Below are 24712 nucleotides of genomic sequence, written 5' to 3'. Positions count from 1 at the left end.
TGCAGCCGTCTGACCTGCGCCGACGCGCCGATTGATCTACCGGAAGAGTCTACGCGGGCCACGCGGCGGCGACGGCGGCGCGGACATCTCCCAGGAGCTGGGGCAGCGCCTTCGTCCCCGCGATGATCGGGAAGAAGTTGGCGTCGGTCGCCCAGCGCGGCACGACGTGCTGGTGCAGGTGCGACGCGATTCCCGCGCCGGCAATGCGCCCCTGGTTCATGCCGATGTTGAATCCGTCGGTCTTGGCCGTCTCGCGCAGCACCCGCATCGCCGTCTGGGTGAGGCGGGCGATCTCGTCGATCTCCTCGGCGGTGGCGTCGTCATAGAGCGCAACATGCCGGTAGGGGCAGACCAGCAAGTGGCCGGAGTTGTACGGGAAGAGGTTGAGCAGGACGTAGGCGTGGGTGCCGCGGTGCACGATCAGCGCGTCTTCGTCGGACATCTCCGGGGCGCGGCAGAACGGGCAGTCCTCGTCGGACGGCTGGGCACCCGACTGGATGTAGACCATCCGGTGGGGGGTCCACAGCCGCTGGAACGCGTCGGGCACACCCGGCAGGTTCAGCGAGCTCTCGACCGATACCGGCCCGGTGAACCCGTCGGTCTCCCCCGAGGCATGCACGTCCGAGCGCGCGCCGTCCGAGCCTGCACCGTCCGAGGGTGCACCTCCGACATCGCTCATGCCACGTCCTCGGCCGTGAGCACCTGCCGCCGGTCCGCGATCGACGATCGGATGATCTCGGCCGCCTCAGCCACCGGCACGCCGTTCCGCTGGGTCCCGTCGCGGAAGCGGAAGCTGACCGCGCCCGCGGCGCGATCCTCCTCCCCCGCGATGAGCAGGAACGGCACCTTGAGCTTCGTGTGGGTGCGGATCTTCTTCTGCATCCGCTCCGCGCTGTCGTCGAGCTCGACGCGGACCCCGGAGGCCCGCAGCCCGTCGAGCACCTCGGCGAGATAGGGCGCGTAGTCGTCGACGATGGGGATGCCGACGACCTGCACCGGCGCGAGCCAGACGGGGAACGCACCCGCGTAGTGCTCGGTGAGCACGGCGAAGAACCGCTCGATCGAGCCGAACAGCGCGCGGTGGATCATGACGGGCCGCTGGCGGCTGCCGTCGGAGGAGGTGTAGTCGAGGCCGAAGCGCTCGGGCAGGTTGAAGTCGAGCTGCACGGTGGACATCTGCCAGGTGCGGCCGATCGCGTCCCGCGCCTGCACGGAGATCTTCGGGCCGTAGAACGCGGCTCCCCCGGGGTCGGCGACGAGCTCGAGACCCGACTCGGCCGCGACCTCGGCGAGGGTGTTCGTGGCGGTCTCCCATACGTCGTCGTCGCCGACGTACTTCTCGGGGTCCTTGGTGGACAGCTCGAGGTAGAAGTCGGTGAGCCCGTAGTCCTTCAGCAGGCCGAGGACGAAGTTGAGGGTGCGGGTGAGCTCCTCCTTCATCCGGTCCTGCGTGGTGAAGATGTGCGCGTCGTCCTGGGTCATGCCGCGCACCCGGGTGAGGCCGTGCACGACGCCCGACTTCTCGTAGCGGTAGACGGTGCCGAACTCGAACATCCGCAGCGGCAGGTCGCGGTAGGAGCGTGCGCCGGACCGGTAGATGAGGATGTGGAACGGGCAATTCATCGGCTTGAGGTAGTAGTCGACGCCCTGCCGGGTCACCTGGCCGTCGGCATCTCTCAGCTCGTCCAGCTGCATGGGCGGGAACATGCCGTCGGCGTACCAGTCGAGGTGGCCCGAGACCTCGAACAGGGTCGACTTGGTGATGTGCGGCGAGTAGACGAAGTCGTAGCCCTCCTCCTCGTGCCGCTTGCGCGAGTAGTTCTCCATCTCGCGGCGGATGATGCCGCCCTTCGGATGGAAGACCGCGAGGCCCGAGCCGATCTCGTCAGGGAAGGAGAACAGGTCGAGCTCGGCGCCGATCCTGCGGTGGTCGCGCTTCTGCGCCTCCTCTATGCGGGCCTGGTGGGCGCGCAGATCGTCCTTGCTGGCCCAGGCCGTGCCGTAGATCCGCTGGAGCTGCTTGTTCTTCTCCGAGCCGCGCCAGTAGGCGGCGGCGGAGCGGTTGAGCGCCCAGCCGTTGCCGATCGGGCGGGTGTTGGGCAGGTGCGGGCCGCGGCAGAGGTCGCGCCAGACGACGTTGCCCTCGCGGTCGACGTTCTCGTAGACGGTCAGCTCGGCGCCGCCGACCTCGACCGACTCGCCATCGGCGGATCCCTCGACGGCCGGACCCTTGAGGCCGATCAGCTCGAGCTTGTACGGCTCGGCGGCGAACAGCCCGCGCGCCTCCTCCTCTGTCACCACGCGGCGCACGAAGCGCTGTCCGGAGCGCTGGATCCGCTCCATCGCCTTGCCGAAGGCGGTCAGGTCTTCAGGGGTGAAGGGCTGCTCGACGTCGAAGTCGAAGTAGAAGCCGTCGGTTACGGGCGGCCCGATGCCGAGCTTGGCCTCGGGATTGATCGACTGCACGGCCTGCGCGAGCACGTGGGCAGTCGAGTGCCGCAGGATGTACAGCCCGTCCGGCGACTCCAGGGTGACGGGCTCGACGACGGTCCCCGGCTGGAGCTCGCGGGCGAGGTCGAGCAGCTGGCCGTCGACCCGCATCGCGACGACGGAGCGGTCGTCGGGGAAGAGCTGGAAGCCGGTCGAGGTCTCTGTCACCGTGACGGCGGCGCTGCCAGCCGGGAGCTCGGAAGGGGCCGGCGATGAGACGGTGTCGGTCACGGGATCGCGATTCTCTCGGAGGATCCGACCCTGTGGAAGGGCCGAAAAGGACCCCTCCACCCTAGCCGCGCGACCCGACGGGGAGACGCCGCGCGGGCCTCAGCGCAGGATGCCGGCGGCCCGACGGCCGTTCGTCTCCTCGACCTGCGCACGCATCGTCGCGAGATCGAGGATCGTGCCCACGCCGAGCAGGCCGAAGGTCAGCAGCCAGAGCACCGCACGCCGCCTGCGGCCGAGGTACAGGTGCTGCAGGCCGGCGATGCCGACGAGGCCGAGCGCGGTCAGGAGGTAGGCGCGGATGAGATCGCGGGGCGGCAGCAGGCCGCTCAGGTAGCTCAGCGCGCCGAGTTCGGATGGCCGTCGCATCGCCGGGGGCGCGAGCAACGTCGGAAGATCGGACATGGGTACTCCTCGGGTAAGAGTGCCCCGATCGTATGCGCCCTGCTCGGCCAGGGGAATAGGCCGAGCAGAACTCATATTCCGCGGAAAGCCGCCGTTCGACCCTGCTGCAGCCTATGACGTGCGACCGAGAAGGGCTCGATCGCTAGTCCTGCACAGGGTCGCGCGCAAGGGCCTTCCCCCCGCGCGCTCTCCGTGTCAGCCTGCCGACGGAGGTGCAGGTGGTCGATCGAATCGCAGACATCTGGGGGACCCGGACTCCGTTCGGCCGAGGCGAGCTCTGGCCGGTGCGGGTGGATTCCAAGCTCGAAGAGGGACTCGACGAGGCCGACGTCGACCGCTGGGTGCAGTCGGCCTGCGTGCTCTGCAGCAACGGCTGCGCCTGCGACATCGCCGTCAAGGACGGTCGGATGGTCGGAATCCGCGGGAGGTCGGCTGACACCGTCAATCACGGGAGGCTGGGGCCCAAAGGGCTCTTCGGGAGCGTGCCCGGCATGCAGAGCCGGGATCGCCTGACGCGTCCTCTGATCCGCGTCGACGGCGCGCTCGTCGAGACCGACTGGGACACGGCCATGGGCCGCATCGTCGATCGGAGCACGGCGCTGCTCGCAGAGAAGGGGCCGCTGAGCCACGGCTTCTACACCAGCGGACAGCTGTTCCTCGAGGAGTACTACGCGCTCGGCATCCTCGGCAAGGCGGGCATCGGCACCCCGCACATGGACGGCAACACCCGCCTCTGCACGGCCACCGCGGCGACGGCCATGAAGGAGTCGTTCGGCTCCGACGGCCAGCCGGGCTCCTACCGCGACATCGACGACTGCGAGGCGATGTTCCTCTTCGGCCACAACATGGCCGAGACGCAGACGGTGCTCTGGGCGCGGGTGCTCGATCGACTGGCGGGCCCCGATCGGCCGCTCGTCGTCTGCATCGATCCGAGGGAGACGGAGGTGGCCCGGCATGCCGACATCCATCTCGCCGTGCATCCCGGCACGAACGTGGCTCTCCTGAACGGCCTGATCCGCGAGCTCTTCGTCAACGGCTGGATCGACGACGACTACATCACCGCGCACACGATCGGCGTCGATGAGCTGCGCTCGACCGTCGAGCGATGGACCCCTGAGGCCGTCGCCGATACCTGCGGCGTCTCCGCCGCGGATGTCCGGCAGGCTGCTCGCATCTTCGGGACCTCGGAGAGGGTCCTCTCGACGGTGCTCCAGGGGTTCTATCAGTCCGCCCAGGCCACGGCGGCGGCCTGTCAGGTCAACAACCTGCACCTGCTCACCGGCAAGCTCGGAAGAGCAGGCGCCGGCGTGCTGCAGATGAACGGCCAGCCGACCGCGCAGAACGCCCGCGAATGCGGAGCGGACGGCGACCTGCCGGGATTCCGCAACTGGGAGAACCCGGCCCACGTCCGGGAGCTCGCAGAGCTATGGGGCGTCCACGTCGACAAGATCCCGCACTGGGCGCCGCCGACCCACGCCATGCAGATCTTCCGCTACGTCGAGCAGGGCAGCATCGAGCTGCTTTGGATCTCGGCGACGAATCCGGCGGTCTCGATGCCGCAGTCGGCACGCATCCGGGAGATCCTGGATCGCGACGGGCTCTTCCTCATCGTGCAGGACCTCTACCTGACCGAGACGGCCCGCTTTGCGGACGTCGTCCTTCCCGCCGCGGGATGGGGCGAGAAGCAGGGCGCCTTCACGAACGTGAACCGCACCGTGCATCTGTCGGACAAGGCCGTCGACCCGCCGGGCGAGGCCCGCAGCGACCTGGACATCTTCCTCGACTACTCGCGGAGGATGGACTTCCGCCGCGACGACGGCTCGCCGCTGCTCGACTGGACGGGTCCGGAAGACGGCTTCCGCGCCTGGCAGGAGTGCACGCGCGGCAGGCTGTGCGACTACACCGGCATCAGCTACGAGAAGCTGCGCGACGGCAGCGGCATCCCATGGCCCTGCAACGACGAGCATCCGGACGGCACCCTTCGCCTGTACGCGGACGGGCACTTCCCCACCGAACTGGACCGGGCCGAGTCATACGGCCACGATCTGCTGACCGGGGCCACCGTGGGCCGCGAGGCGTTCTCGGCGATGCGCATCGACGGACGCGCCCTGCTGAAGCCGGCGCCCGCCATCCCCGCGCATGAGACCCCGACCGCGGAGTTTCCGCTGCGCTACACGACCGGGCGGACCGCGTACCAGTTCCACACGCGCACGAAGACGCGCCGATCGCGTCAGCTGGATCGCGCGGCCCCGTCGGCGTGGATCGAGATCTCCTCGGCGGATGCGCGCGACCTCGGCATCGCGGAGGGCGACATCGTTCGGGTCTCCTCCTCTCATGGCGAGATCGTCGTGCCGGCGCGCGTCGGCGGCGTGCGCGAGGGCTGCGTCTTCGCCCCGTTCCACTACGGGTACTGGCAGGACGAGCGCTCCGGCCCTGATGGGCGTCCCAGCGCCGCCAACGAGCTGACCAGGACGGAGTGGGATCCGGTGTCGAAGCAGCCCCTGTTCAAGGTCGCCGCGGTTCGTGTGCAGAAGGTGGCCGACGGCCGAGGACCCGCTCCGGCGCCCACGACAGCGGCGTCCCGGCCGTCGGATCCATCCGTGCCGCCCACGATCGGCGGTCCTGATGCGGAGGTCGTGGAGACGGTTCGTCCCACTGCGCCTCCTCTCACCCCCGACGACCACCGGGATGAGGGTGCCGCATGAGACTGCCTGTCTACCTCGGTCTGCTGCACGGCGGCGAGCGGGCGCTGGCGGAGTCGTTCCGGCAGGTCGCCGACGGGCACGGCGATGAGCCCGACGTCCTCTCTCTGTGCCGGACGCTGGCCGACCAGTGCGATCGACATGAGTCCGCCCTCGGTCCCATCATCGATCGCTATGGAGAGCAGCCCGATGACGAGCCGGAGCGCTTCCATGCCGCCGCGCTCACCGAGACGCGCACGGGCGGGCTCGGACTGCTCCGGGATCTCCAGGACGTCTACCTGCTCGCCACGCTCGTCGACATGACCTGGACCCTGGTGAAGCAGGCCGGCCAGGCGCTGCGCGACGACGAGCTGCTCGCCGTCGTCGCGGCGTGCGAGGCCGAGACGGCTGTCCAGCTGCGCTGGCTGTCCACCCGGATGAAGCAGGCCGCCCCGCAGGCGCTACTGGTCGCCTCGTGAGCGAGGATCGCTTCTCGGGCGGTCCCGTGTCCGCAGACCGCGGCCGGGCTGCACCTGCGATCTACGCCGGGCTGCTGTCGCTCGTCGTCCTCGGGCTCTCCGGTGCGGTCGGTCTGGCGCTGATGCAGCCGTGGCTGTTCCCCAGCCTGGGCCCGACGGTGATGCTCTTCTTCCAGTCCCCGGGTCAGCCCGCGTCGCGTCCGCTCAACGCCGCCGTCGGGCACCTGATCGGCATAGCCGTCGGGATCGCCTGCTTCGCCGCATTCGGTCTCGCCGGTCAGCCGCCCGCGCCGGTGGGCGGCCTGACGGCTGGCTACGTCGCCGCGGGGGCGCTGTCGGTGGCGCTGACCACGGCGATCCTGTCGCTGCTCAAGCTCCCGCACCCTCCCGCGGGCGCCACCACCCTCATCGTGAGCCTGGGCATCCTGACGGCGCCCGCGGAGCTGCTCAGCATGGCGGCCGCCGTGCTGCTCGTCACGGCCGCGGGCTGGGCGCTGAACCGCGTGCTGCTCGGACGGCGGATCCGCGACTGAAGGGTCGGGTGCAGGACCGGCTGATTCCGGCGCGGGCCCACTGGTCCAGGCTCTACTGGTCTAGGGCTCTACTGGTCCAAGGCTCTACTGGTCCAGGAACTCCCGCAGTCGGGCGATGACGACCTCGCGATCGGTCACCTCACGGAACGCCAGCTGCTCGATGAGCCAGTTCAGGGCGACCACCGCTCCCCCGGCCAGGTTGCTGACTTCGAGCGTGATGTCGCCACTCGGTGAGGTGAGCACGTCGACAGCGCCCACATCATCCAGTCGCTGGAGAGCGAGATTCATCGCGACGACGTTGTCCTCCTGGTCCCGACCGGATTCGAAGGCGATCACCGCGTCGAGGAGGATGTGCGCGGCCTGACGGCCGATTTCAGGCATGTCCGCCATCTCAGGCGTACTCCCGGGTCACTCCGCAGGCTGGGCAGATGCCGAGCTGCCCACCCGACCCGTCGAACGAATCGGCGTCCTCGAGATCGTCGTCGATGAGCACGGGACGCTCGAACAGCTCGCAGTCCTCGTTGGAGCACTGCTCGATCTCTGCCACCTCGCCAGCATAGGTTTTCGGGCGATGACGAGGCTGTGTCCTTCCGGCATCGCCCCCACGCGGGGGCTTATGCTTCGCCGATGGGTTCTCGATGACGATGCACCAGCCGGCGATGGATCAGCCGGCGATGCTGCGACCGCTGGTCGGCCATCTGAGCAACCGCTACGGCCTCAGCGCGGCCCTGCTCGTCGCGCCCCCGATCATCGCCCTGTACGCGCTGACCATCCCCCGCGGCACCTGGCCGTACATCCTCGTGCTGCATGCGACCATCACCGCCACCATCCTGCTGCTCAGTCGGGGCGTGCGCCGGGCAAAGCTGCGGATCACCGCCGACGGCATCAAGGAGACGGGCTTCTTCGGACGTCCTGTCTTCACGCCACGCACGGACATCGCCTCCACCGTCGTGGTGTCCGTCACCGACGGCAACTCGCCGACCGCCTACAAGCAGCTGTTCGTGCTCGACGCCCTCGAGCGGACCCGGATCCGACTGCGGGGGCAGTTCTGGGGAGAGGATGCGATCGAGGCGGTCGTGCACGCCTTCGACGTGCCGACGCTCCGGGTCTCGGAGCCGACCACGATGGCCGACCTGCGAGGCACCTACGGCGACAAGCTCTACTGGCACGAGCGCCATCCGATCTGGCGGGCGATGCTGATGGGCGTCGCCGTCACGGTCATCTGCGGGCCCGTGTTCTGGTTCATCGGAACGCTGACCGCGCACTGACGCCGGCGCAGACCGCCTTCGGGCCCGCTTTCGAGGCGCGACCGCGAGGTGGCCCGAATGGCGGGTGGCGAGCGCGCATACCCGCCACTCGGGTCAACTGGCTGACCGGACACCCGCCATTCCGGTCAGGTCAGCCCGACAGGCCGAGAGCTCAGCCGAAGCTGCTGGCCGTGTGGCCGAGGCTGGTGGCGAGATCCACGATGTCGTCCACCGACTCGGCCGGCACCACGACGAGCGCCTGCGCGTCATCGTCGTCGTCCTCGAGCAGCAGCAGTCGGAGCCCGCCCTCGGCGAGGATGCCGTCCGCGACCGCGATGGCCTCGCGGAGCTCATCGGTGTCGTTGGCCTCGCCCAGATCGGGCTGCAGCTTGAAGACCCGGGGCAGCTGGGCGAGCGCGTCGGCGAGCTCCATGCCCGTGTCGTCCACGTCGAGATAGGCGAGGGCGCCCGCGTCGTCGAGGCTGCCGATCAGCGCCTCCCACGGGTCGTCTCCCTCGTCGAGGGCCTCGCTGACCTCGGGCCAGAGGTGCGGATCGTCGTCGATCAGGGCGCAGAGTCGCTGCCAGGCAGCGGCGCCTCCCGTCGCGGTGTCAGAGGGTGCTGTGTCGCTCACCCCTCCATTTTGGCCGAGCGCGTCCACTGTTGCCGGGACCTCCAGCGAAATGCCACTTTCCGTCCCCATCCGGCCGATTTGGGGACGGAAAGTGGCATCTCGATCGCACTCGCGCCACCATCTGATGGTGAGCACGATCGACATGTCCGAGCTGGCGCGCGTCTCCGATGCGTTCGCGACCGAGGCCGGGCAGACGGACCCGAGCGCCCCGATAGCGTCGCGCATCTGGCCGACGGCGGGCGAGATCGTCGACCACCTCGGCAACATCCAGCGCTGGGCGACCGCGGCGGTCCAGACACGTGGATCGGTCGACGTGCGCGAGCACGCGCGTCCGAGCGGGCGCGATCCGATCGAATGGTTCACCGAGGGTGCCTCCGCACTCACGGAGGAGCTCGAGCGGGCCGATCCGGATGCCGAGTGCTGGACCTTCGTCGGGCCCGGACGGAACGCCTTCTGGCAGCGCCGGATGGTGCACGAGGCGACCAAGCATCTCTGGGACCTCCGAACGGCGAAGGCCGTCGATCCCCCGATGCCGGCCGAGGTGGATGCCGGTACGCCGGCCGCGATCATCGACGAGTTCGACGAGGTGTTCATCGCCCGCGCCCGTCGACAGGGCATCGCGCACCTTCCCGGCAGCGTGCTGCTGCGGGCGACCGACTCGAATCGCAGCTGGCTGATCGAGCCGGATTGGATCGTCCTGTCCGACGGCGTCGGCCGTGCGGACGCCGTGCTGGAGGCCTCGGCTGGTGACCTCGCGCTGGTGCTGTGGGAACGCGCAGATCCGTGGGCCCTGGGGAGTCGGTTCAGCCGCTCGGGCGACGAAGCCGTGCTGCGCGCCCTGACTGAGGCGCGGGTGCATCGTTGACCTCGGCTGTCGCGCGGAAGACGAACCAGCGCATCGCGCAGTACATGAAGACCGCCTCACAGACGCCGGCCGCGATTCGGGCGAGCTGGTACTGCACGCCCGCCGCGTCGAGAGCCACCGTGACCCCGAGCAGGATGACGCCGAAGTTGATGGCGACGACCGGCACGTAGCGCAGCGTGTCGAGGCCGACCGGCGCATGTGAGCGGAAGTTGAACCGACGGTTGAGAACGAAGGCAAGCGAGAAGGCGATCGCGTAGCCGATCGTCACCGCTGATGCGAGCGGCATCCTGAGGATGCCGTGTGCCACCGACACGAGCGAGAGATCCACGGCGAAGGTGAGCCCGTTGATGAGCGCGAAGCCGATCACCGTTCGCGGGATGCGCAGCACGCGGCCGACGATAGGCGGCGCGGATGAACAGCGGGCGACGAGGACCTGTCAGTGCGCGTTGGACCCCCGGTAGTACTCGTAGGTCCAGCCGACGATCGCGATGGCGAACAGGCCGACGGCGAAGAAGGTGATCCAGACGCCCACCGCCATGCCGAGGAACCCGAAGAAGGCAGCAAGACCCAGCATCGGCGGCCACCAGCTACCGGGACTGAAGGTGCCGAGCTCGGGATCGCCGTCGTCGATGTCGGCGTCGAGGCGGTCTTCGGGCAGTTCGACGCCCTGCGCCCGGTGCGCCCGCCGCAGATAGAAGGCGACGAACCCGGCGAAGATCGCCGTCAGAGCAAGCGCGGTCGTGCCCGCCCATTCGATCTCGTGGACATCGATGAGGTTCCAGACGACGTAGACGACGCACACGAGCACCGCCCATGCCGCGATGACCAGCAGGATCCGGATGTTGCCGCGCAACGCTGCTTCACCTCACCATTCGATCGATCGAGGGTCGCGGCGTCGGGGCCATCCTTCGCCGGACCGGGGCCCCGCCCTGGTCTCGGTCGCGGTGGAGCGGCAGGAGCTCTCGATGCCGCCGAAGGTGGAGGCGAAGCAGGCTGCCGGGTTCGCGGTCTACGCCCTTCGGACGGTGCTCGCCGGCAACGGCCGCGAGCTCATCGACCTGGCGAGGACCAACGCGCGCCAGCTGCTCTGAGCAAGGGAAGGCACGCCGCGCGGAGATCTCGTGGCGGTCGTCCGACACCCCCAGAGGCACTCGATCCACCCGATGAGAGTCTCAGCCACTGGTGCGTACACCGGGGGCACACAAGCGGTATGAGAGCGTTGCGCCGTGCCTGCCGTTGGTGCTGATCGCGCGGCGATCGGGCAAGCGGAGCATGACTCTCACCCTGAGGCCGAAGAGGAGATGCTCGACATGACTGCGATCGACCCCTCCGCGGAGGCCGCAAGACTCCAGCATGTCCGCGTCCGCGGAGCGCGGGAACACAACCTCCGGTCCATCGATGTCGACATCCCGCGGGATGCGCTGGTGGCCTTCACCGGGGTGTCGGGGTCGGGGAAGAGCTCGCTCGCGTTCGGCACCATCTACGGCGAGGCGCAGCGTCGGTTCTTCGAGTCCGTCGGCCCATATGCCCGGCGGCTCATCGACCAGGTCGGGGTTCCCGATGTCGACTCGATCGACGGCCTCCCGCCCGCCGTCGCCCTTCCGCAGCGTCGATCGGGCGGTACTGCCCGATCGAGCGTCGGCAGCGCGACGACCGTCGCCAACGTCCTGCGCATGCTGTTCTCCCGGATCGGGACGTACCCGGAGGGCGCGCCCATGCTGCTCGCCGAGGACTTCTCCACGAATACCGTCCAGGGCGCGTGCCCGACCTGCCATGGTCTCGGTCGCGTCTACGACGTGCCGTTGGAGCTGATGGTTCCCGACGATTCGCTCTCGATCCGCGACCGGGCACTCGCCGCCTGGCCGACCGCCTGGCATGGCAAGCAGCTGCAGGACAGCCTCATCTCCCTCGGATACGACATCGACGTGCCCTTCCGCGAACTGCCCGCCGACAAGCGGGAATGGGTCCTCTACACCGAGGAGTCGCCACAGGTGCCGGTGTTCACCGATCGCTCGCCGAGCGAGGTGCGAAAGGCCGTGGCTGCCGGAGTGGAACCCCGCTACATGAGCACGTTCTTGGGCGTCAAGCGCTATGTCATGGACACGTTCGCGAACTCGAAGAGCGCGCGGATGCGCGAGAAGGCCGCCGGATTCATGGTGAGCGTCCGGTGCCCCGCATGCGGTGGCAAGCGGCTCAAGCCCGACGCTCTCGCCGTGACGTTCGAGGGCGCCGACATCACCGAGGTGTCGTCGATGCCGCTCGACGACGTCGTCCGACTGATGGAGCAGGTGCTCCTGCCCGGGTGGGGTGAATCGGAGCAGCTGCAGCTCCCGCCCGAGAAGCGTCTCGCCGCGCAACGCCTCGTGTCCGAACTGCTGGGTCGATTGGCGCCGATCACCGACCTCGGGCTCGGATATCTGAGCCTCGACCGGACGACGTCGACCCTGTCCTCCGGCGAGCTCCAGCGCATGCGACTGGCTACGCAGGTGCTCTCGCGTCTATTCGGTGTCGTGTTCGTGCTCGACGAGCCGTCGGCGGGGCTGCACCCCGCCGATACCGAAGCGCTGCTGCGCATCCTGAGGAGTCTCAGGGACTCGGGCAACACCGTCTACTACGTCGAGCACTCCCTCGCCGTCATACGGGCAGCGGACTGGATCGTGGACATCGGCCCCGGCGCCGGGACAGATGGCGGCACCGTCGTCTATTCCGGCGAGATCGAGGGGCTGCGCGACATCGAGGCCTCGGTCACGCGTCGCTACCTGTTCGACGACTCCGACGCATCCGCTGATGAAGTGCGCCAGCGTCGCTCGGGCGACGCAAGGTTGACCCTTCACGACGTCAGGCGCAACAACCTGGCTGACGTGACTGTGACGTTCCCGCTCGGCGCCTTCACCGCCATCACCGGGGTGTCTGGCTCCGGCAAGTCGACGCTGATCGACTACGGCATCCCCGACCTCCTCCGAGCGGACCTCGCCAGCCGCACCGACGAGGTCGACGACGACTCGGAGCCCGCCGCGCAGGATCCTCTTGACGCCGAGGCGTCGGTCGCGACGTCCGGACGGGCGTCGGGACCCGCCGATCGTGTTCGTCGGGTTGTCCAAGTGACGCAGAAGCCGATCGGGCGGACGCCGCGCTCGAACGTGGCCACCTACACCGGCGTCTTCGATCGAATCCGGAGCCGGTTCGCCGCGACACCCGAGGCTCGACAGCGGCGATACGGGCCGAGCCGGTTCTCGTTCAACGTCGCCAGCGGGCGCTGCCCAGTCTGCAAGGGCGAAGGCATGATCGAGGTCGAGCTGCTCTTCCTGCCGACGGTCCACGCACCCTGCACCGTCTGCGGGGGAACCCGGTACAACCTCGAGACGCTGGAGATCCGGCTGAACGGCAAGACCATCGCCGACGTTCTCGCGATGAGCGTCACCAGCGCGCGAGCGTTCTTCGAGGACGACGCCGACGTCGTTCAGCACCTCGACGCGCTCCTCGACGTCGGCCTCGGCTACATCTCCCTCGGACAATCGGCGACCGAGCTGTCGGGCGGAGAAGCACAGCGCGTCAAGCTGGCGTCGGAGCTGCGACGCGCCCCACGAGGCGACACTCTCTACCTCCTCGACGAGCCGACGTCCGGCCTGCACCCCGCCGACTCCGATCGACTCATCGGCCACCTTCAGCGTCTCGTGGACGGCGGCAACACCGTGATCGTGGTGGAGCACGACATGCGGGTCGTCGCCGAAGCCGACTGGGTGATCGACCTCGGACCCGGGGCGGGCGACGCGGGAGGCCAAGTCGTCGCCGTGGGAACACCGGAAGAGGTGGCCGACCACCGAGCGAGCCGGACTGCTCCGTTCCTCGCGGCCGAGCTGGCCCGACGTCGGGATCGCCAGTCCTCGTAGGGCGGACGGTAGCGCCCCGCGCGCGGGGCTAGAACTCTGGCAGTTCGAGGAGGTCGTCTGACCAGCCGTTGTCGTCGTGGTGGGCTCGAATGTGCGCACTTTCGCCCCTGGGTTCCACCACAGCGAGGTATCTACGATCCGATCCGGTGCCGATGTAGGCAGTGTTCGACGGGTAACCGAGCCAGATCACCATCGACTCCGCCTCACGGTCTCCCGTCGACCGCTTCTCAACGTTCTTCCACTTGAAGTGAGTGATCGTCTCGTGCGACTTGCGCTCGGGGTTCGCGAACCTGACATGGGTGATCTCGATTGCCATGAAACCAGTCTCCCCGTTCGGGAGAAACACGGGCGCCGGTTTTGTCGACGGCCGACTGCCACCCACATGGACCCGAGAGATGGCCGGTTTGTCGAGCGGCATCCTGAGGATGCCATGTGCCACGGATACGAGCGAGAGGTCCACGGCGAAAGTGAGCCCGTCGATGAGCGCGAAGCCGATCACCGTTCGCGGGATGAGCAGAGGTGAATGGCCCGTCGGTCAGCCGGACTGAGCCAGGCTGGTCACCAGGTTGATGGCGACGGCGATCATGAAGGTGCCGTAGAAGTACGCGATCAGCGCGTGGACCAGCGCGATCCGACGCGACGGGGTGGACGACTGGCTCACGTTGCCCGCGTTGAAGGCCATGCCGACGGTGAAGGCCGCGTAGGCGAAGTCGCTGTAGGACGGGTCCTCGTCCTGATTGAACTCGAACCGGTGGCGATCGTCGTGGTAGAACATCCGCGCGTACTTGAAGGCGAACACCGTGTTGACCACCGCCCAGGCGATCACGACGCCGACCGCCGCGAGGATCGCGCTCGCGATCCCCACGGGGTCCTTCTGCTGAGACCGGATCAGCGCGAAGACCACTGCCACGAGGCTGATGAACGTCGCGGCGACGATCAGCGCGTCGACCAGCCGGCGCGACCTGTCCTCATGCAGCGCCAGCTCCTGAGTGCGCTCGGGCCCGGCAGGCAGGGCCGAGGTCCATGCCCAGGTCAGGAATGCGGCGCCGGCGACCACCCAGCCGATCAGCGGCCCGAGCTCGGGAGCGCCGAAGAAGGCGGGGACGAGCGCGACCAGCACTCCGACCAGGGCGGAGACCCCGGCCTTGCGGGTGAGGTGCGACATCTACGCGCCCCGGTCAGGGACGGAAGACGGCCCGCACGCAGCCATCCGTCTTCTCCTTGAACATCCCGTATCCGGCCGGCGCCTCGTCGAGTGGCATGACGTGGGTCGCGAGGTGCTCCGTGGCGAGTTCGTCCCGCGCCATCCGCTCCAACAGCATCGGGATGTAGCGGTGTCCGTGCTGCTGTGCGAAGCGGAGCGTCAGCCCTTTGTTCATCAGGGGTCCGAGAGGGAACTTGTCGACGAATCCGCCGAAGACGCCGAGGACGAAGACGCTCCCGCCCTTGCGGGCGGCGAAGATCGCCTCCCGCACGGCAGTGGGTCGGTCGGTCTGCAGTCTCAGCTGCTGCTTGAGCTGGTCGTAGGCGAAGTCGGGACGGTCGCGGTGCGCCTCCATCCCGACGGCCTCGATGCACACGTCGGGCCCGCGGCCACCCGTGGTCTCACGCAGCTCGGCGAGCACCTCGCTGGTCTCGTAGTTCATCGTCTCGGCGCCGATCACCTGCTCGACCTGGCCGAGGCGCTCCTGGAACCTGTCGATCACGATGACGCGCTCCGCCCCGAGCAGGATGGCAGCCCGAGCCGCCATCTGGCCCACTCCGCCGGCGCCCCAGACGGCGACCGTGTCACCCGGTCGGACGCCGCCGAGGTCGGCGCCCATCCATCCCGTGGGGGCGGCATCGGAGGCGAACAGTGCCCGTTCGTCGCTGACGCCGTCGGGCACGGTGAACGCGCCCTGGTCGGCGTAGGGGACGCGGATGTATTCGGCATGACTGCCGGCCCATCCGCCGAGCGCGTGGGAGTAGCCGTAGCATCCGCCGGGCGCCTGGCCCCAGAGCATCTCCGGGATCCCGGCGTTCGGGTTGCTGTTGTCGCAGAGCGAGTACAGCTCGTTCTTGCAGTACCAGCACTTCCCGCAGCTGATGAAGGAGCAGACGACGACCCGGTCGCCCACCCGATGGTTCTTCACCTCCGAACCTGTCTCGACGATCTCGCCGATGAACTCGTGCCCGAGCACATCGCCGGCGCGCATCGTCGGAACGTAGCCGCCCAGCAGGTGCAGATCGGATCCGCAGGTCGTGGTGAGCCTCACCCGGACGATCGCATCGTGCGCATTGAGGATCGTCGGATCCTCCACCTGCTCGACAGCGAGCTCGTTCACCCCTGCCCAGACCAGAGCCCTCGTAGCACTCCCACTCCCTTCGCCTTGTCTTCCGCCGCATCGACGACCGCTCCGGTCACCGTGCGAGGCCGTTCGCCGTGCGGTCTCGGGATCGCCCGAAGCACCTCGCCGGTCTCGAGCACCTGCTTCGCGTCGCGCAGCGCCACCCGAAGCGCCTGATCGGGATCCTCGTCCCCCAGAACGCCCTTCACATCGGATCCGTCGCGCACGCGGGCGTGGAGCTCGAAGCCCTTGTCGCCCGGCGCATCCTCGACGCGGATCTCCACCATCTCGGCGATGCGCGCCAGCGGTTCGGGATAGCGACCGTCCGCGACGGACTGCGGATCCGCGAGGATCGTCACGGCCTTCCATCCTTCGGGATGCCTCCCGTCGCCATCCGCCTCGTTCTTCTGCTTCACCAGCGACCTGGCCACCAGGCCTGCCGCCACGCCGGCCGCCCCCACGGCGACCGCTGTCTTCACACCCATCTCACCCTCCCTGCGTCACCCCGCTCGACCGGGGCTCCTCCTCATTGACGGCGGCGCGGACGTCTCGTGCCCTCGCCGCCCGCATCTAGCGATCACGCCGTCTGGCCCGGCTTCAGGATGACCTTGGTCCATCCGTTGTCCCGAGCATCGAAGTGCTGGTACGCCTCGGGAGCCTGATCCAGCGGCAGCTGGTGGCTGACGATGAAGGACGGCTCCGCCTTGCCGGCGGCGATCAGGTCGCGCAGCTGGCGGTTGTATCGCTTCACCGGGGCCTGGCCGCTGCCCATCGTCTGGCCCTTGAACCAGTACATCCCGTAGTCGAACGCGATCTTCCCCTGCTTCGCGAGCTCGTCGGAAGCGCCGGGATCCTGAGGCACGTACACCCCTACCGTGCCGATCCGACCGGTGAACCGGACCGACTGCACCAGCTTGTTCAGAGTGTCGTTCGGCTGCTCCTGACCCTGCGGATCGTGGGCCTGATAGCCGACGCACTCGCATCCGTTGTCGGCCCCGAGTCCCATGGTCTGCTCGAGCACCGCTTGGACCGGGTCTACCTTCGAGTCGTCGATCGCGATGGCGCCGATCGACTCGGCGAGCCGCAGCCGGTCGGGGTGCCGGTCGACCACCATGACCTTGCTCGCACCGCGGATGGTCGCCGACAGCGCCGCCATGAGGCCGACGGGGCCCGCGCCGTAGATCACCGTCTGATCTCCGGGTGAGACGCCGGCCATCTCGGTGGCGTGATACCCCGTCGGGAAGATGTCGGCGAGCATCACGTAGTCGGCGGATCGCTCATCCGCGTCCTCCCCCAGACGGAGGCAGTTGTAGTCGCCCCACGGCACCCGCAGGAGCTCCGCCTGACCGCCCGCCCACGGGCCCATGTCGGCGAAGCCGTATGCCGCGCCGGCCCACTCCTGGACCGGCTGGGCCGTCATGCAGTAGTTGCTGAGCCCTCGCTCGCAGTTCTTGCAGTGACCGCACGCCACGTTGAACGGGAGGACCACTCGATCGCCCACGGCCACCTTGTCGACGCCGTCGCCGACTTCGATGACCTCGCCGAGGTTCTCGTGGCCGAACCATCGTCCCGTCTCGAAGTCCGTGCGCCCCTCGTACATGTGCAGGTCCGAACCGCAGATGTTGGTGGCGGTCACCCGAACCAGCACGTCGGTCGATCGTTCGATGCGCGCATCCGGCACATCCTTCACGGTGACCTGACGGGGTCCGTCGTACACGACTGCCTTCACGTTGTCCTCCTGTGTCATGTGATTCGCCGCTCAGCCACACATCGCGGACGAGCGGACGGGTAGATCCAGGTGACACCTGGCGGCCGTTCCACGGCATCGGCAGAATTGCCCATCTCGCCTCGGATCCATCACGGCGGGGGCGCGAGCGGAATGCTCCCTGTGCATCAGCGGGTGGGCGGCGTAGCATCGCGCCCATGCGGGGCCCGAATGCGCCTTCGCCGGAGCATCCGACTTCCCGAGAGGCCAGGCACGTGCCCGAGGACTTCCACACCAGCCATCTCACGATCGCCGCGGCGCGAAACCGGGTTCCGGGCTGAAACCGAGATGCGTCTCCTCGTCGCAGCGCCCCTCGTCGCGCAGCGCGCCACAGCAGGTGCCGCGCTGCTGATGGATGGAGCCGTCGACAGCCTGCCCGGACTGCCCGGGGACCAGCTGCTGACCGCCGGATCCGGTCTCATCCATGCGGCTCGCGCGTCCGTTCAGCACGGCCGCGCCTATTCGTCGTTCCTCTGGCCGGTCGGCGGTCGTCACGCGCCGGACGGACACGAGCGCGTGACCGTCCTGAACGCCGCCGACGAGGGCCGCCCCCTGCTCAGCGCAATCGTGCTCCTGTCACCGCCTGCCCACCTGCATGGACTGACGCCACGGGAGCTGGAGGTGCTCGGCCTGATCATCGAGGGATGCTCCAATCGGGAGATCGCCCGCCGGCTGATCGTGGCAGCGCGCACCGTCGCGGCCCATCTCGAGCACATCCTCGTCAAGCTGGAAGCGTCGTCGCGGACACTCGCCGCTGTCCGGGCCGAGCGCGAGGGACTCTATGTGCCGGGTGAATCGCTGCACGCCGAGGAGAGCCGCGACGAAGCAGTCCATCGACTCGACTGAGACTCCGATCGATCGGACTCAGCATCGCGACCCTCGCTCTCGCCGTATCCCTCGTTCAGACGGCCGCGGTCGCCCGCGAGCCTGCGAACTCCTGCACGATGCGCTCGCAGAAGGCAGGCAGGTCGTCGGGCGACCGGCTGGTCGTGAGGTTGCCATCGGTGACCACCTGCTCGTCGACCACCTCAGCTCCTGCGTTCCGCAGGTCGGTGCGCAGGCTGGGGAAGGAGGTCAAGCGCCTCCCGCGAACAACCCCCGCCTCGACCAGCGTCCAGGGCCCATGGCAGATGGCCGCCACCGGCTTGCCCGACTCGACGAAGCTCCGCACGAACTCGACGGCCACAGACTGCATCCGCAGCTGATCGGGGTTGACCGTGCCACCGGGCAGCAGCAGGGCGTCGTACTCGTCCACCGACGCGGATCCGACCTGCCGATCGACGGGGAACGTGCCCGCGTCCTCGAGGTCGTTGTTGCGTGCGGCTATCTCGCCGTCGTGGATGGACAGCAGCTCAGTCCGCGCCCCGGCCTCCTCCAGGGCGCCGCGAGGCTGCTCCAGTTCGACGCGCTCCACGCCGTCTGCGGCCAGGATCGCCACACGACGTCCGTCCAGTGCTCCAGCCATGCTCTCCTCCTTCGATGATTCCTGACCATCGACCAGGTCGACGAGATCGGCAGGTGGACCTACGACGAGAAGGCCCGCAGCCGAGCGACATGGGATCAGCAGCGAGCCGACCAGCTCGTCCTGCAGTCCCTCACCAACGCGCAGCCGGCACCCGTCCGGATGAGCGTCGAGTCCGGGCACATCCTGCCCTGACCCCAGACGGCGTGCGCTGCAACGTAGAGGTGGGCGATCGTGGCACGACCCCACCCGCAGGACAGCACGCCAGGTGCTCCCGGTCACCCCTGCCACGGGTGGCCGGGAGCCTCCCTCAGCCCGTGCATCTTTGCCTCGACGGCGGTCCCGCGACGCAACGGAGCCCCGACCAGCCGGTCGGTATGGCCGGGGCTCCGTCGAGCGTGCTACTGAAGGCACTTCCTGCTGTAACAGTGGTCGTACTTCGAGCACCGCGTGCAACCGCATTGACAGAACATGCGGTGCGCTCCTCCGCGAATCCAACTCAACATGTGACTCTCACCTCCTTCCCGCCCCGTAGGACTGCTCAGAACATATGGCTGATCGCAGCCGTTCGTTGCCGGTCTGAGACGTCTATGGGAACGTGGGACCAAGGTGAGAATTTTGGGAGCGAGATGGGACCCGACCGAAGACATGGTGGCAGCGCGCGATCGCAACCGGACACTGCTGGAGCGGCTCCCAGAAAGTGATGGGGAGCTCGGAATTACCCTCAAGCGACTGCGTGGAGGTCTCACCCAGACGGACGTAGCCCGCGCCGGTGGTGTGTCCAAGTCGACCGTGTCACGGTGGGAAACGGGTCAGGGCGAGATCACGCTGGTCGCCGCCGAAAGGCTAGACAACTTCTTTGAGACTACGCCGCGACTGCAATATGCGGTTCTCAACCTACGCCGGGGGCAAGACGAAGCGCTGCAGCTACAGGCGGGCGAGAGCATTCTCAAGTTTCCTCGCCGTTTCATCGGGCAGGTGTGGATCGCTGTGCGTCCGAATCCTGACTTCATCAACCTCGAGCACACAGTGGAGTTCTTCTGGGGCCCGCACACGTTTTCGGATTCTCGCCCCCTAGAGGTTGGCGGCACGGCGTTTGTGACCGGCAAGTTCAAGCCTGACCAAGTTGGTCTATATGTCCGGACCGACCCGCCGGTCTACGAAATTACGCACGGAACGGATGGTCCACCCTCCGGCTTTTTCCAGCTGGACATCAGACACGCCTGGCTCGGATAGTCCGAAGGCTCCATTCGTCGTCAACTGGTGCTCGGCGGGCACCCCACCCCGGACCCCCCGCCCCCACCCTCGGAGCCGCAGTAAGGTGCTGTGGCTCGCTATGTGTACGGGTCTGGGGAGATTGCATCTCCGACGCGAAGACGCCACTCTGAAGGTGCCTTGAGTCCCTTACTCGCTTCTCAGAGAGGCGTAGATTCTTCGGGTCGTATAGAAAAGCTGACACCCAATTCGTCGTTCGGCTGGCCCGAGTTCTTTACCACCCAGGTGTATCGCTTCCCAGGAGTTAGTGCCATGCCGCCAGAGATCGGGACTGCCATGGGAATAGATAGTGGAGTGCCTGGGATCACGCCGGGCGGGCGCCCCAATTCGTATTCGGCTTCAAAGTGCATCGGCACGTGACCGAAAGGTCCCGGCACGAGTACGGGCTGACCATCCTCGTCGACTAGGTCGGCCTCAAGCTTGTAACGGCGGTTGGTCTCGTTCCAGTCGACTTCGATGAGAACTACGATCGCCGCCGGAGGCGTAGGGGATCCCGTGAATGACCATCCCAACCCGAGAGCGTGGATCTTGCCCTGTGAATCGGTCTGAGCGGAATCCGCCAGCAGGACAATGGTTTTCACGCGACTTGGGCCTCTAATGGACTACTGGTGCCCAAGTTGTATGTCATGGGCAAAGCCGGCTCAAATCTGAAAGACCCCACCAACGCAGATGTGACCGTCTGAAATATGATTCCCGCGGTCGAAGTTAGCGACCCCGGCACCACGCCAAAAGACAATTCGTGGAGAAGATCGAAATAGGCCCAACTGCCATCTACCTCAGAGAGGGTGGCGATCCAGGTCATGTCTTCGGCATCCTGGGTAAGCACGGCGGTGTCGCCTTGCTCTAGTCCGGCAACATCCTCAGCCCAAACTCGGATCTTTCCGTTTCGCGCTAGGTCACTAAAGTCGACTTCAATCGCGTTCACTTCACACCTCTTGATGGCTTCGCCTCGGGTTGGCCAAAACAATTGATAAACGCTTCCAACACGGCCGGGTTAGTCGGATGGGAAACGGGAACGTTGTAATGGCAGGCAGCCTGTCCATTACTAGTATCCAGTATCAAGCTGAATTCCGCATCTGACAGCGCCCTGAACGTGCTGACCTGGACGACCGGGTGAGGCGGCATGGCATCCTCAATGATGCGCAGAAGCGTGTCGTTGCGGGACTCTCCAGTAAGGGGGTCAAGGGCCCAAACCGAGAGGGCTGGAGACTCCCCTCGACTGACGACCGTGTTGATCTTGTCCTCCAGGAACTCGACGGATCGCTGCTTGCCCGCGCGGACAACGAGAGCATCGGGCGACAGCATGCTCGTACTCCCTATGTAGCGGTTCAATCACGATAGTCCCCCTGGAACCTGCAACGGCCGATTGTCCGGGGGCCGGTTCTGCGTTCACGTGCGTCGGCTGCTGCCGGTGTTCCCATCGCCATTCACCGGACCTGACGGCGAGTGGCCCAGGACGTAGTGGCGGTGCACGATCTCCACCGCCTCCATCAACGTCGTTGTCGTCGCGATGGTCGAACCGGCGGCGTTGGTCACGACGTAGTTGCGTTCGGTGCTGCTCATGACGATGGAGCCGTAGCAGCGCCCCTGCGGGCTGATCATGGTGAAGGTCCACGGCGGATCCTCGTAGGCGGCGTAAACGGGGTGCCAGGTGTCGGCGCGGGCCATGGTGCTCCAGAAGTCGAGCGGCCGGCCCCGCGAACATGTCGGTCGTCATTCGATCAACGCGTTGATGGTAGGCCGATCCTCTGTCATCGTCAGCCGCATGACCTCCGACTCCGACTCCGCCGACCTCGGCCGCGTCCACTCTCAACTAGAGGCCGCGATCGGCGCCTTCATGGATAGCGAAGCGAATGCCGTCCGCGCCGACGACTTCGATGAGGCAACCCGTTTCCAAGCCGCGATCCCGCATCTCCAACGGGCTCTGGTATCGCTCGAGGGCGCCATTGCCGCAGCTGAGTCGGCGGCCTGACCACCATGCCGACAGGCTTCGAGATCCTCTTCGCCATCGTCACCGTCGTCATCGCCGCCGCGGCCGCCATGTTCGCGTGGGTGCAGGCCAACATCGCGAACAGTGCGAGAAAGGACGCTCTGGAGGCGCAGCGCGAAGCTACGGAGCAGGCGAAGAAGGCGCTCGAGGCTGCCGCGGAATCGGCAAGCGCTGCGACCCGTTCAGCTGACGCCGCGGAGAAGTCCACGCGGGAGCAGGAGCGTGCCGCCACCGCCGCGGAAGGTTCCCTCGAGCATCAGCGCCGTGCTGCGGATGCGCTCGCGGAGCAGGCCGAGCTGATCCGCGAGGCGGGCAAGCCGAAGGTGTTGTGGGAGTTCGAGGCCCTCTCCGATAAGTCCCAAGATCAGAAATGGCGGGTCATCAATCGGACCGGCGGTGTTGCAATGCATGTCCAGCTCGGCAGCCCGGCCGGCTACGACGAAGAGTGGCTAGTTCTGCCTCAGGAGGCACGGACGCTCGATGCTGGAGAGGAAATTGTGTTCACCTTCAAGCGTCGGTACACCTCGCCCAGTTCGGCCGTCGTCTGGGTTATGTGGGTGCCTCCGGACGGGTCGAAGATGCGTAAGCACGCCGAGACGATCCGATGAGGCGTGGTGATGTGGAGGTCGCGCGGGTGTCGGCGGCGCACGGTATACCGGTCTCATGACGCAGTGTGAGCTGTCACCAGGCGTGATCGGCATAATCGAACACCTGGCGCGATGGGCTCGGGGCTACGACAACCACCTGAAGTGGAACGAGCAGGCCAAGTTCAAAGCCGACCTGATGAATGTCCGAGAGCGCTGGCAAGGGGTCGACGTAGATGCCTTTCGGTCACGATGCCTGTCGGAAGGCATGCGCACGGTCGACGTCGATGAGTTAGTCGGCTGGCTTCAGAAAGCTCAGGCCGGACGCCGCCTCGTCCCACCTCCCAGCTACCGCGGCTTCCGGTTCACCACCCCGGTAGATGACCCCGGGCCGCTACGAACCAGCGAGGACTGGTCCGCGACCTAGGCGGCGTGCTGCTTCCTCTGCTCGATCTCCCAGGCCGGCGCCCGCACGCCCCATGACGTCTCACAGGCTCTGCAGGAGGCCCGTGCCGCCTGGATCATGTCCGCGCCGTCCGGACGATACCGGACGACGAGTGGATGCCTGTACTTAGATCCGTCGCGCCACCATGTCGTCGCCTCACACTCTGGGCATCGATCGTCGAGCTCGCGCTCGCGAACAGGGTCCAGTTTCGAATCGATGAGAGTCGCCCACTGGCTGAGCGTGCGAAGGTGGAACGCCTCCACCTCAAAGGTCATACGTCGTGTGAGACAAGTGACGTACCAGGCTCGGAGGTTCGCCGCCGGGTCTCGGGTTGGAACGAGTCCGAGGTCTCGGCACCAATCCCGGACCTGCGAGTCGATGATCGAAAAGCGCTGCAGGGCATCGGTGTCCAGTAGCGAGCGCTCCGAGGCGAGCGTCGCGCCGGCTGAGCTACCGCCGATGCTCGACTGGATCGCTTCGGCGAGCTGCTCGAGCAGCGGCGCCGCGCTCAGCGTGATGAGCTTCGTGCCGACAACGCGGCCGTCTGGATCCATGACAGTCTGCAGCTGCTTGCGGTGCAGGGGCTTCGTGAGCCGATCGACTGCCTCGAGCAGATCCCCGTGTTCCGACATGGCGCCCCAATCGTTCTCGAACACGCTATTGCACGTGTATTGCACGAGTCACCGGGGCAAGAATAAAACCCCCGGTCAGCCGGGGGTTTCGTGGTGGGCGATACTGGGATCGAACCAGTGACCTCTTCCGTGTCAGGGAAGCGCGCTACCGCTGCGCCAATCGCCCGTTCCCGATCGCGTTCCTCCAGTAGCTGCCTTGTGAGCAGTGCCCGGCCGAACCTCTCGGTGGCGGATGAGTGAGGTGGCGACGGGATTCGAACCCGTGTGGACGGCTTTGCAGGCCGCTGCCTAGCCTCTCGGCCACGCCACCATGTGTGGGTTCCCACGGTTTGGTTGACCGCGTATCCCGTGAGACTTCACTCGAGCGGATGACGAGATTCGAACTCGCGACCCTCACCTTGGCAAGGTGATGCGCTACCACTGCGCCACATCCGCATCGTCGCCCTCGCGGGCAACTCGTCGACTCTAACCGATCCGCGGACCGCCCGCCAATTCGTGACGCGCATGTCGCATCTTGCCCGCTCGCTCTATAGAGCGCCCTCAGGCGTCGGCAGATGCGGCGCGGAGAGTTCGGGTTCGGCGCCGACCGTATGGCAGGATTGTCGACGCACGGGCGATTGGCGCAGTTGGTAGCGCGCTTCCTTCACACGGAAGAGGTCATCGGTTCGAGTCCGGTATCGCCCACCACTCGCTCTTCACTTCCGCGCCGACGCCTGGTCCCGGCGCGGGCAAGATGCCCCTGGCGAACCTCGCCCCGACTTCCGCAGCCGCCTTCGCGCG

30 protein-coding genes and 4 tRNA genes are annotated in these 24712 nt (G+C 67.3%); 13 read left to right on the top strand and 21 right to left on the bottom strand.

Features of this window, described 5'->3' with window-relative positions; translation table 11 throughout:
- Nucleotides 1-49 precede the first annotated feature (49 nt).
- The 3 genes from E6C64_RS01275 to E6C64_RS01265 form a co-directional block, all read right to left on the bottom strand.
- Nucleotides 50-679, bottom strand: a complete 630-nt coding sequence (locus tag E6C64_RS01275; RefSeq protein ID WP_136425806.1) for an HIT family protein — start codon at nucleotides 677-679, stop codon at nucleotides 50-52.
- On the bottom strand, nucleotides 676-2601 hold the full coding sequence (thrS, locus tag E6C64_RS01270) for a threonine--tRNA ligase (protein ID WP_233255444.1): 1926 nt from the start codon (nucleotides 2599-2601) through the stop codon (nucleotides 676-678). Before thrS ends, E6C64_RS01275 begins: the two co-directional genes overlap by 4 nt.
- A 219-nt stretch (nucleotides 2602-2820) precedes the next feature.
- Nucleotides 2821-3123: a TM2 domain-containing protein gene (locus tag E6C64_RS01265; protein ID WP_199240926.1), complete on the bottom strand. Its 303-nt coding sequence runs from the start codon at nucleotides 3121-3123 to the stop codon at nucleotides 2821-2823.
- 218 nt (nucleotides 3124-3341) lie between these two features.
- Here E6C64_RS01265 and E6C64_RS01260 point away from each other — a divergent pair, with 218 nt between their 5' ends.
- The 3 genes from E6C64_RS01260 to E6C64_RS01250 are packed head-to-tail and all read left to right on the top strand — an operon-like array spanning nucleotide 3342 to nucleotide 6816.
- Nucleotides 3342-5828 carry a molybdopterin oxidoreductase family protein gene (locus E6C64_RS01260; RefSeq protein ID WP_136425803.1) on the top strand — a complete coding sequence of 829 codons (2487 nt, stop codon included), beginning with the start codon at nucleotides 3342-3344 and terminating at the stop codon, nucleotides 5826-5828.
- The gene (locus tag E6C64_RS01255; RefSeq protein WP_136425802.1) at nucleotides 5825-6283 is read left to right on the top strand and encodes a hypothetical protein; all 459 of its coding nucleotides are present in this window, start codon (nucleotides 5825-5827) and stop codon (nucleotides 6281-6283) included. The genes E6C64_RS01260 and E6C64_RS01255 overlap by 4 nt, the downstream gene beginning before the upstream one ends.
- Entirely contained in the window at nucleotides 6280-6816 is a 537-nt protein-coding gene (locus tag E6C64_RS01250; RefSeq protein ID WP_233255400.1) for an HPP family protein, read from the top strand. The genes E6C64_RS01255 and E6C64_RS01250 overlap by 4 nt, the downstream gene beginning before the upstream one ends.
- An 84-nt stretch (nucleotides 6817-6900) precedes the next feature.
- On the opposite strand, the gene E6C64_RS01245 is transcribed toward E6C64_RS01250, so the two are convergent.
- On the bottom strand, nucleotides 6901-7197 hold the full coding sequence (locus E6C64_RS01245; protein ID WP_136425801.1) for a hypothetical protein: 297 nt from the start codon (nucleotides 7195-7197) through the stop codon (nucleotides 6901-6903).
- A gap of 10 nt (nucleotides 7198-7207) precedes the next feature.
- Nucleotides 7208-7363: a hypothetical protein gene (locus E6C64_RS18845; RefSeq protein ID WP_158437695.1), complete on the bottom strand. Its 156-nt coding sequence runs from the start codon at nucleotides 7361-7363 to the stop codon at nucleotides 7208-7210.
- A gap of 91 nt (nucleotides 7364-7454) precedes the next feature.
- Between E6C64_RS18845 and E6C64_RS01240 the strand changes: the two genes are divergently transcribed.
- Nucleotides 7455-8084, top strand: coding sequence for a hypothetical protein (locus E6C64_RS01240; RefSeq protein ID WP_136425800.1), 630 nt, complete (start codon nucleotides 7455-7457; stop codon nucleotides 8082-8084).
- A gap of 151 nt (nucleotides 8085-8235) precedes the next feature.
- Here the strand turns inward: E6C64_RS01240 and E6C64_RS01235 are convergent, their stop codons facing one another.
- On the bottom strand, nucleotides 8236-8697 hold the full coding sequence (locus tag E6C64_RS01235; RefSeq protein ID WP_136425799.1) for a DUF6630 family protein: 462 nt from the start codon (nucleotides 8695-8697) through the stop codon (nucleotides 8236-8238).
- Nucleotides 8698-8824: 127 nt separating this feature from the next.
- On the opposite strand from E6C64_RS01235, the gene E6C64_RS01230 reads away from it, so the two are divergent.
- A complete protein-coding gene (locus E6C64_RS01230; RefSeq protein WP_158437694.1) occupies nucleotides 8825-9562 on the top strand; it encodes a maleylpyruvate isomerase N-terminal domain-containing protein in 738 nt (245 codons plus the stop codon).
- Here E6C64_RS01230 and E6C64_RS01225 read toward each other — a convergent pair.
- Complete coding sequence (locus tag E6C64_RS01225; protein ID WP_233255399.1) at nucleotides 9501-9950, bottom strand: GtrA family protein; 450 nt, start codon at nucleotides 9948-9950, stop codon at nucleotides 9501-9503. The two genes, E6C64_RS01230 and E6C64_RS01225, sit on opposite strands and share 62 nt — an antisense overlap.
- Before the next feature lie 48 nt (nucleotides 9951-9998).
- On the bottom strand, nucleotides 9999-10415 hold the full coding sequence (gene ctaF, locus E6C64_RS01220; protein ID WP_136425796.1) for an aa3-type cytochrome oxidase subunit IV: 417 nt from the start codon (nucleotides 10413-10415) through the stop codon (nucleotides 9999-10001).
- 112 nt (nucleotides 10416-10527) lie between these two features.
- On the opposite strand from ctaF, the gene E6C64_RS19505 reads away from it, so the two are divergent.
- Both E6C64_RS19505 and E6C64_RS01210 read left to right on the top strand, forming a co-directional pair.
- Nucleotides 10528-10653: a hypothetical protein gene (locus E6C64_RS19505; protein WP_269846368.1), complete on the top strand. Its 126-nt coding sequence runs from the start codon at nucleotides 10528-10530 to the stop codon at nucleotides 10651-10653.
- A 219-nt stretch (nucleotides 10654-10872) separates the two neighbouring features.
- Complete coding sequence (locus tag E6C64_RS01210) at nucleotides 10873-13452, top strand: excinuclease ABC subunit UvrA (RefSeq protein ID WP_136425794.1); 2580 nt, start codon at nucleotides 10873-10875, stop codon at nucleotides 13450-13452.
- Between the two features lie 28 nt (nucleotides 13453-13480).
- Here E6C64_RS01210 and E6C64_RS18840 read toward each other — a convergent pair whose 3' ends face one another.
- The 5 genes from E6C64_RS18840 to E6C64_RS01190 form a co-directional block, all read right to left on the bottom strand.
- On the bottom strand, nucleotides 13481-13951 hold the full coding sequence (locus E6C64_RS18840; protein WP_158437692.1) for a hypothetical protein: 471 nt from the start codon (nucleotides 13949-13951) through the stop codon (nucleotides 13481-13483).
- A gap of 36 nt (nucleotides 13952-13987) precedes the next feature.
- Nucleotides 13988-14617 (bottom strand): DUF1345 domain-containing protein, encoded by a 630-nt coding sequence (locus E6C64_RS01200; protein ID WP_136425792.1) that lies wholly within the window; start codon nucleotides 14615-14617, stop codon nucleotides 13988-13990.
- A 13-nt stretch (nucleotides 14618-14630) separates the two neighbouring features.
- Nucleotides 14631-15776: a zinc-dependent alcohol dehydrogenase gene (locus E6C64_RS01195; protein WP_233255398.1), complete on the bottom strand. Its 1146-nt coding sequence runs from the start codon at nucleotides 15774-15776 to the stop codon at nucleotides 14631-14633.
- Nucleotides 15773-16264, bottom strand: a complete 492-nt coding sequence (locus E6C64_RS19320; RefSeq protein ID WP_233255397.1) for a hypothetical protein — start codon at nucleotides 16262-16264, stop codon at nucleotides 15773-15775. Before E6C64_RS19320 ends, E6C64_RS01195 begins: the two co-directional genes overlap by 4 nt.
- A gap of 92 nt (nucleotides 16265-16356) precedes the next feature.
- A complete protein-coding gene (locus tag E6C64_RS01190; RefSeq protein ID WP_136425790.1) occupies nucleotides 16357-17508 on the bottom strand; it encodes a glutathione-independent formaldehyde dehydrogenase in 1152 nt (383 codons plus the stop codon).
- 324 nt (nucleotides 17509-17832) lie between these two features.
- Between E6C64_RS01190 and E6C64_RS01185 the strand changes: the two genes are divergently transcribed.
- A complete protein-coding gene (locus tag E6C64_RS01185) occupies nucleotides 17833-18390 on the top strand; it encodes a helix-turn-helix transcriptional regulator (RefSeq protein ID WP_233255396.1) in 558 nt (185 codons plus the stop codon).
- A 55-nt stretch (nucleotides 18391-18445) separates the two neighbouring features.
- Here the strand turns inward: E6C64_RS01185 and E6C64_RS01180 are convergent, their stop codons facing one another.
- The gene (locus tag E6C64_RS01180; protein WP_136425788.1) at nucleotides 18446-19009 is read right to left on the bottom strand and encodes a type 1 glutamine amidotransferase domain-containing protein; all 564 of its coding nucleotides are present in this window, start codon (nucleotides 19007-19009) and stop codon (nucleotides 18446-18448) included.
- Nucleotides 19010-19654: 645 nt separating this feature from the next.
- On the opposite strand from E6C64_RS01180, the gene E6C64_RS01175 reads away from it, so the two are divergent.
- On the top strand, nucleotides 19655-20242 hold the full coding sequence (locus E6C64_RS01175; RefSeq protein WP_136425787.1) for a helix-turn-helix domain-containing protein: 588 nt from the start codon (nucleotides 19655-19657) through the stop codon (nucleotides 20240-20242).
- A 179-nt stretch (nucleotides 20243-20421) separates the two neighbouring features.
- Here the strand turns inward: E6C64_RS01175 and E6C64_RS01170 are convergent, their stop codons facing one another.
- The 3 genes from E6C64_RS01170 to E6C64_RS01160 all read right to left on the bottom strand — a co-directional run bounded on the left by E6C64_RS01170 (nucleotide 20422) and on the right by E6C64_RS01160 (nucleotide 21949).
- Nucleotides 20422-20862, bottom strand: coding sequence for a DUF6941 family protein (locus E6C64_RS01170; RefSeq protein WP_136425786.1), 441 nt, complete (start codon nucleotides 20860-20862; stop codon nucleotides 20422-20424).
- Between the two features lie 340 nt (nucleotides 20863-21202).
- Nucleotides 21203-21586: a hypothetical protein gene (locus E6C64_RS01165; protein WP_136425785.1), complete on the bottom strand. Its 384-nt coding sequence runs from the start codon at nucleotides 21584-21586 to the stop codon at nucleotides 21203-21205.
- Between the two features lie 84 nt (nucleotides 21587-21670).
- The gene (locus tag E6C64_RS01160) at nucleotides 21671-21949 is read right to left on the bottom strand and encodes a hypothetical protein (RefSeq protein WP_136425784.1); all 279 of its coding nucleotides are present in this window, start codon (nucleotides 21947-21949) and stop codon (nucleotides 21671-21673) included.
- Here E6C64_RS01160 and E6C64_RS01155 point away from each other — a divergent pair.
- The 3 genes from E6C64_RS01155 to E6C64_RS01145 are packed head-to-tail and all read left to right on the top strand — an operon-like array spanning nucleotide 21948 to nucleotide 23282.
- Complete coding sequence (locus E6C64_RS01155; RefSeq protein ID WP_136425783.1) at nucleotides 21948-22253, top strand: hypothetical protein; 306 nt, start codon at nucleotides 21948-21950, stop codon at nucleotides 22251-22253. The two genes, E6C64_RS01160 and E6C64_RS01155, sit on opposite strands and share 2 nt — an antisense overlap.
- A gap of 5 nt (nucleotides 22254-22258) precedes the next feature.
- Nucleotides 22259-22879 (top strand): hypothetical protein, encoded by a 621-nt coding sequence (locus E6C64_RS01150; RefSeq protein ID WP_136425782.1) that lies wholly within the window; start codon nucleotides 22259-22261, stop codon nucleotides 22877-22879.
- A 55-nt stretch (nucleotides 22880-22934) separates the two neighbouring features.
- Nucleotides 22935-23282: a hypothetical protein gene (locus E6C64_RS01145; RefSeq protein WP_136425781.1), complete on the top strand. Its 348-nt coding sequence runs from the start codon at nucleotides 22935-22937 to the stop codon at nucleotides 23280-23282.
- Here the strand turns inward: E6C64_RS01145 and E6C64_RS01140 are convergent.
- The 4 genes from E6C64_RS01140 to E6C64_RS01125 all read right to left on the bottom strand — a co-directional run bounded on the left by E6C64_RS01140 (nucleotide 23279) and on the right by E6C64_RS01125 (nucleotide 24367).
- The gene (locus E6C64_RS01140) at nucleotides 23279-23956 is read right to left on the bottom strand and encodes a DUF7341 domain-containing protein (protein ID WP_136425780.1); all 678 of its coding nucleotides are present in this window, start codon (nucleotides 23954-23956) and stop codon (nucleotides 23279-23281) included. The two genes, E6C64_RS01145 and E6C64_RS01140, sit on opposite strands and share 4 nt — an antisense overlap.
- 67 nt (nucleotides 23957-24023) lie before the next feature.
- Nucleotides 24024-24098 (bottom strand) — tRNA-Val (locus E6C64_RS01135).
- A 73-nt stretch (nucleotides 24099-24171) separates the two neighbouring features.
- Nucleotides 24172-24242: transfer RNA gene (locus E6C64_RS01130), tRNA-Cys, on the bottom strand.
- Nucleotides 24243-24295: 53 nt separating this feature from the next.
- Nucleotides 24296-24367, bottom strand: a tRNA-Gly gene (locus E6C64_RS01125).
- Nucleotides 24368-24543: 176 nt separating this feature from the next.
- Between E6C64_RS01125 and E6C64_RS01120 the strand changes: the two genes are divergently transcribed.
- Nucleotides 24544-24619 (top strand) — tRNA-Val (locus tag E6C64_RS01120).
- Nucleotides 24620-24712 lie beyond the last annotated feature (93 nt).

The sequence above is a fragment of the Naasia lichenicola genome, assembly GCF_004801885.1.
GTDB classification, from domain to species: domain Bacteria; phylum Actinomycetota; class Actinomycetes; order Actinomycetales; family Microbacteriaceae; genus Naasia; species Naasia lichenicola.
This window is presented reverse-complemented; position numbering and strand designations above follow the sequence as displayed.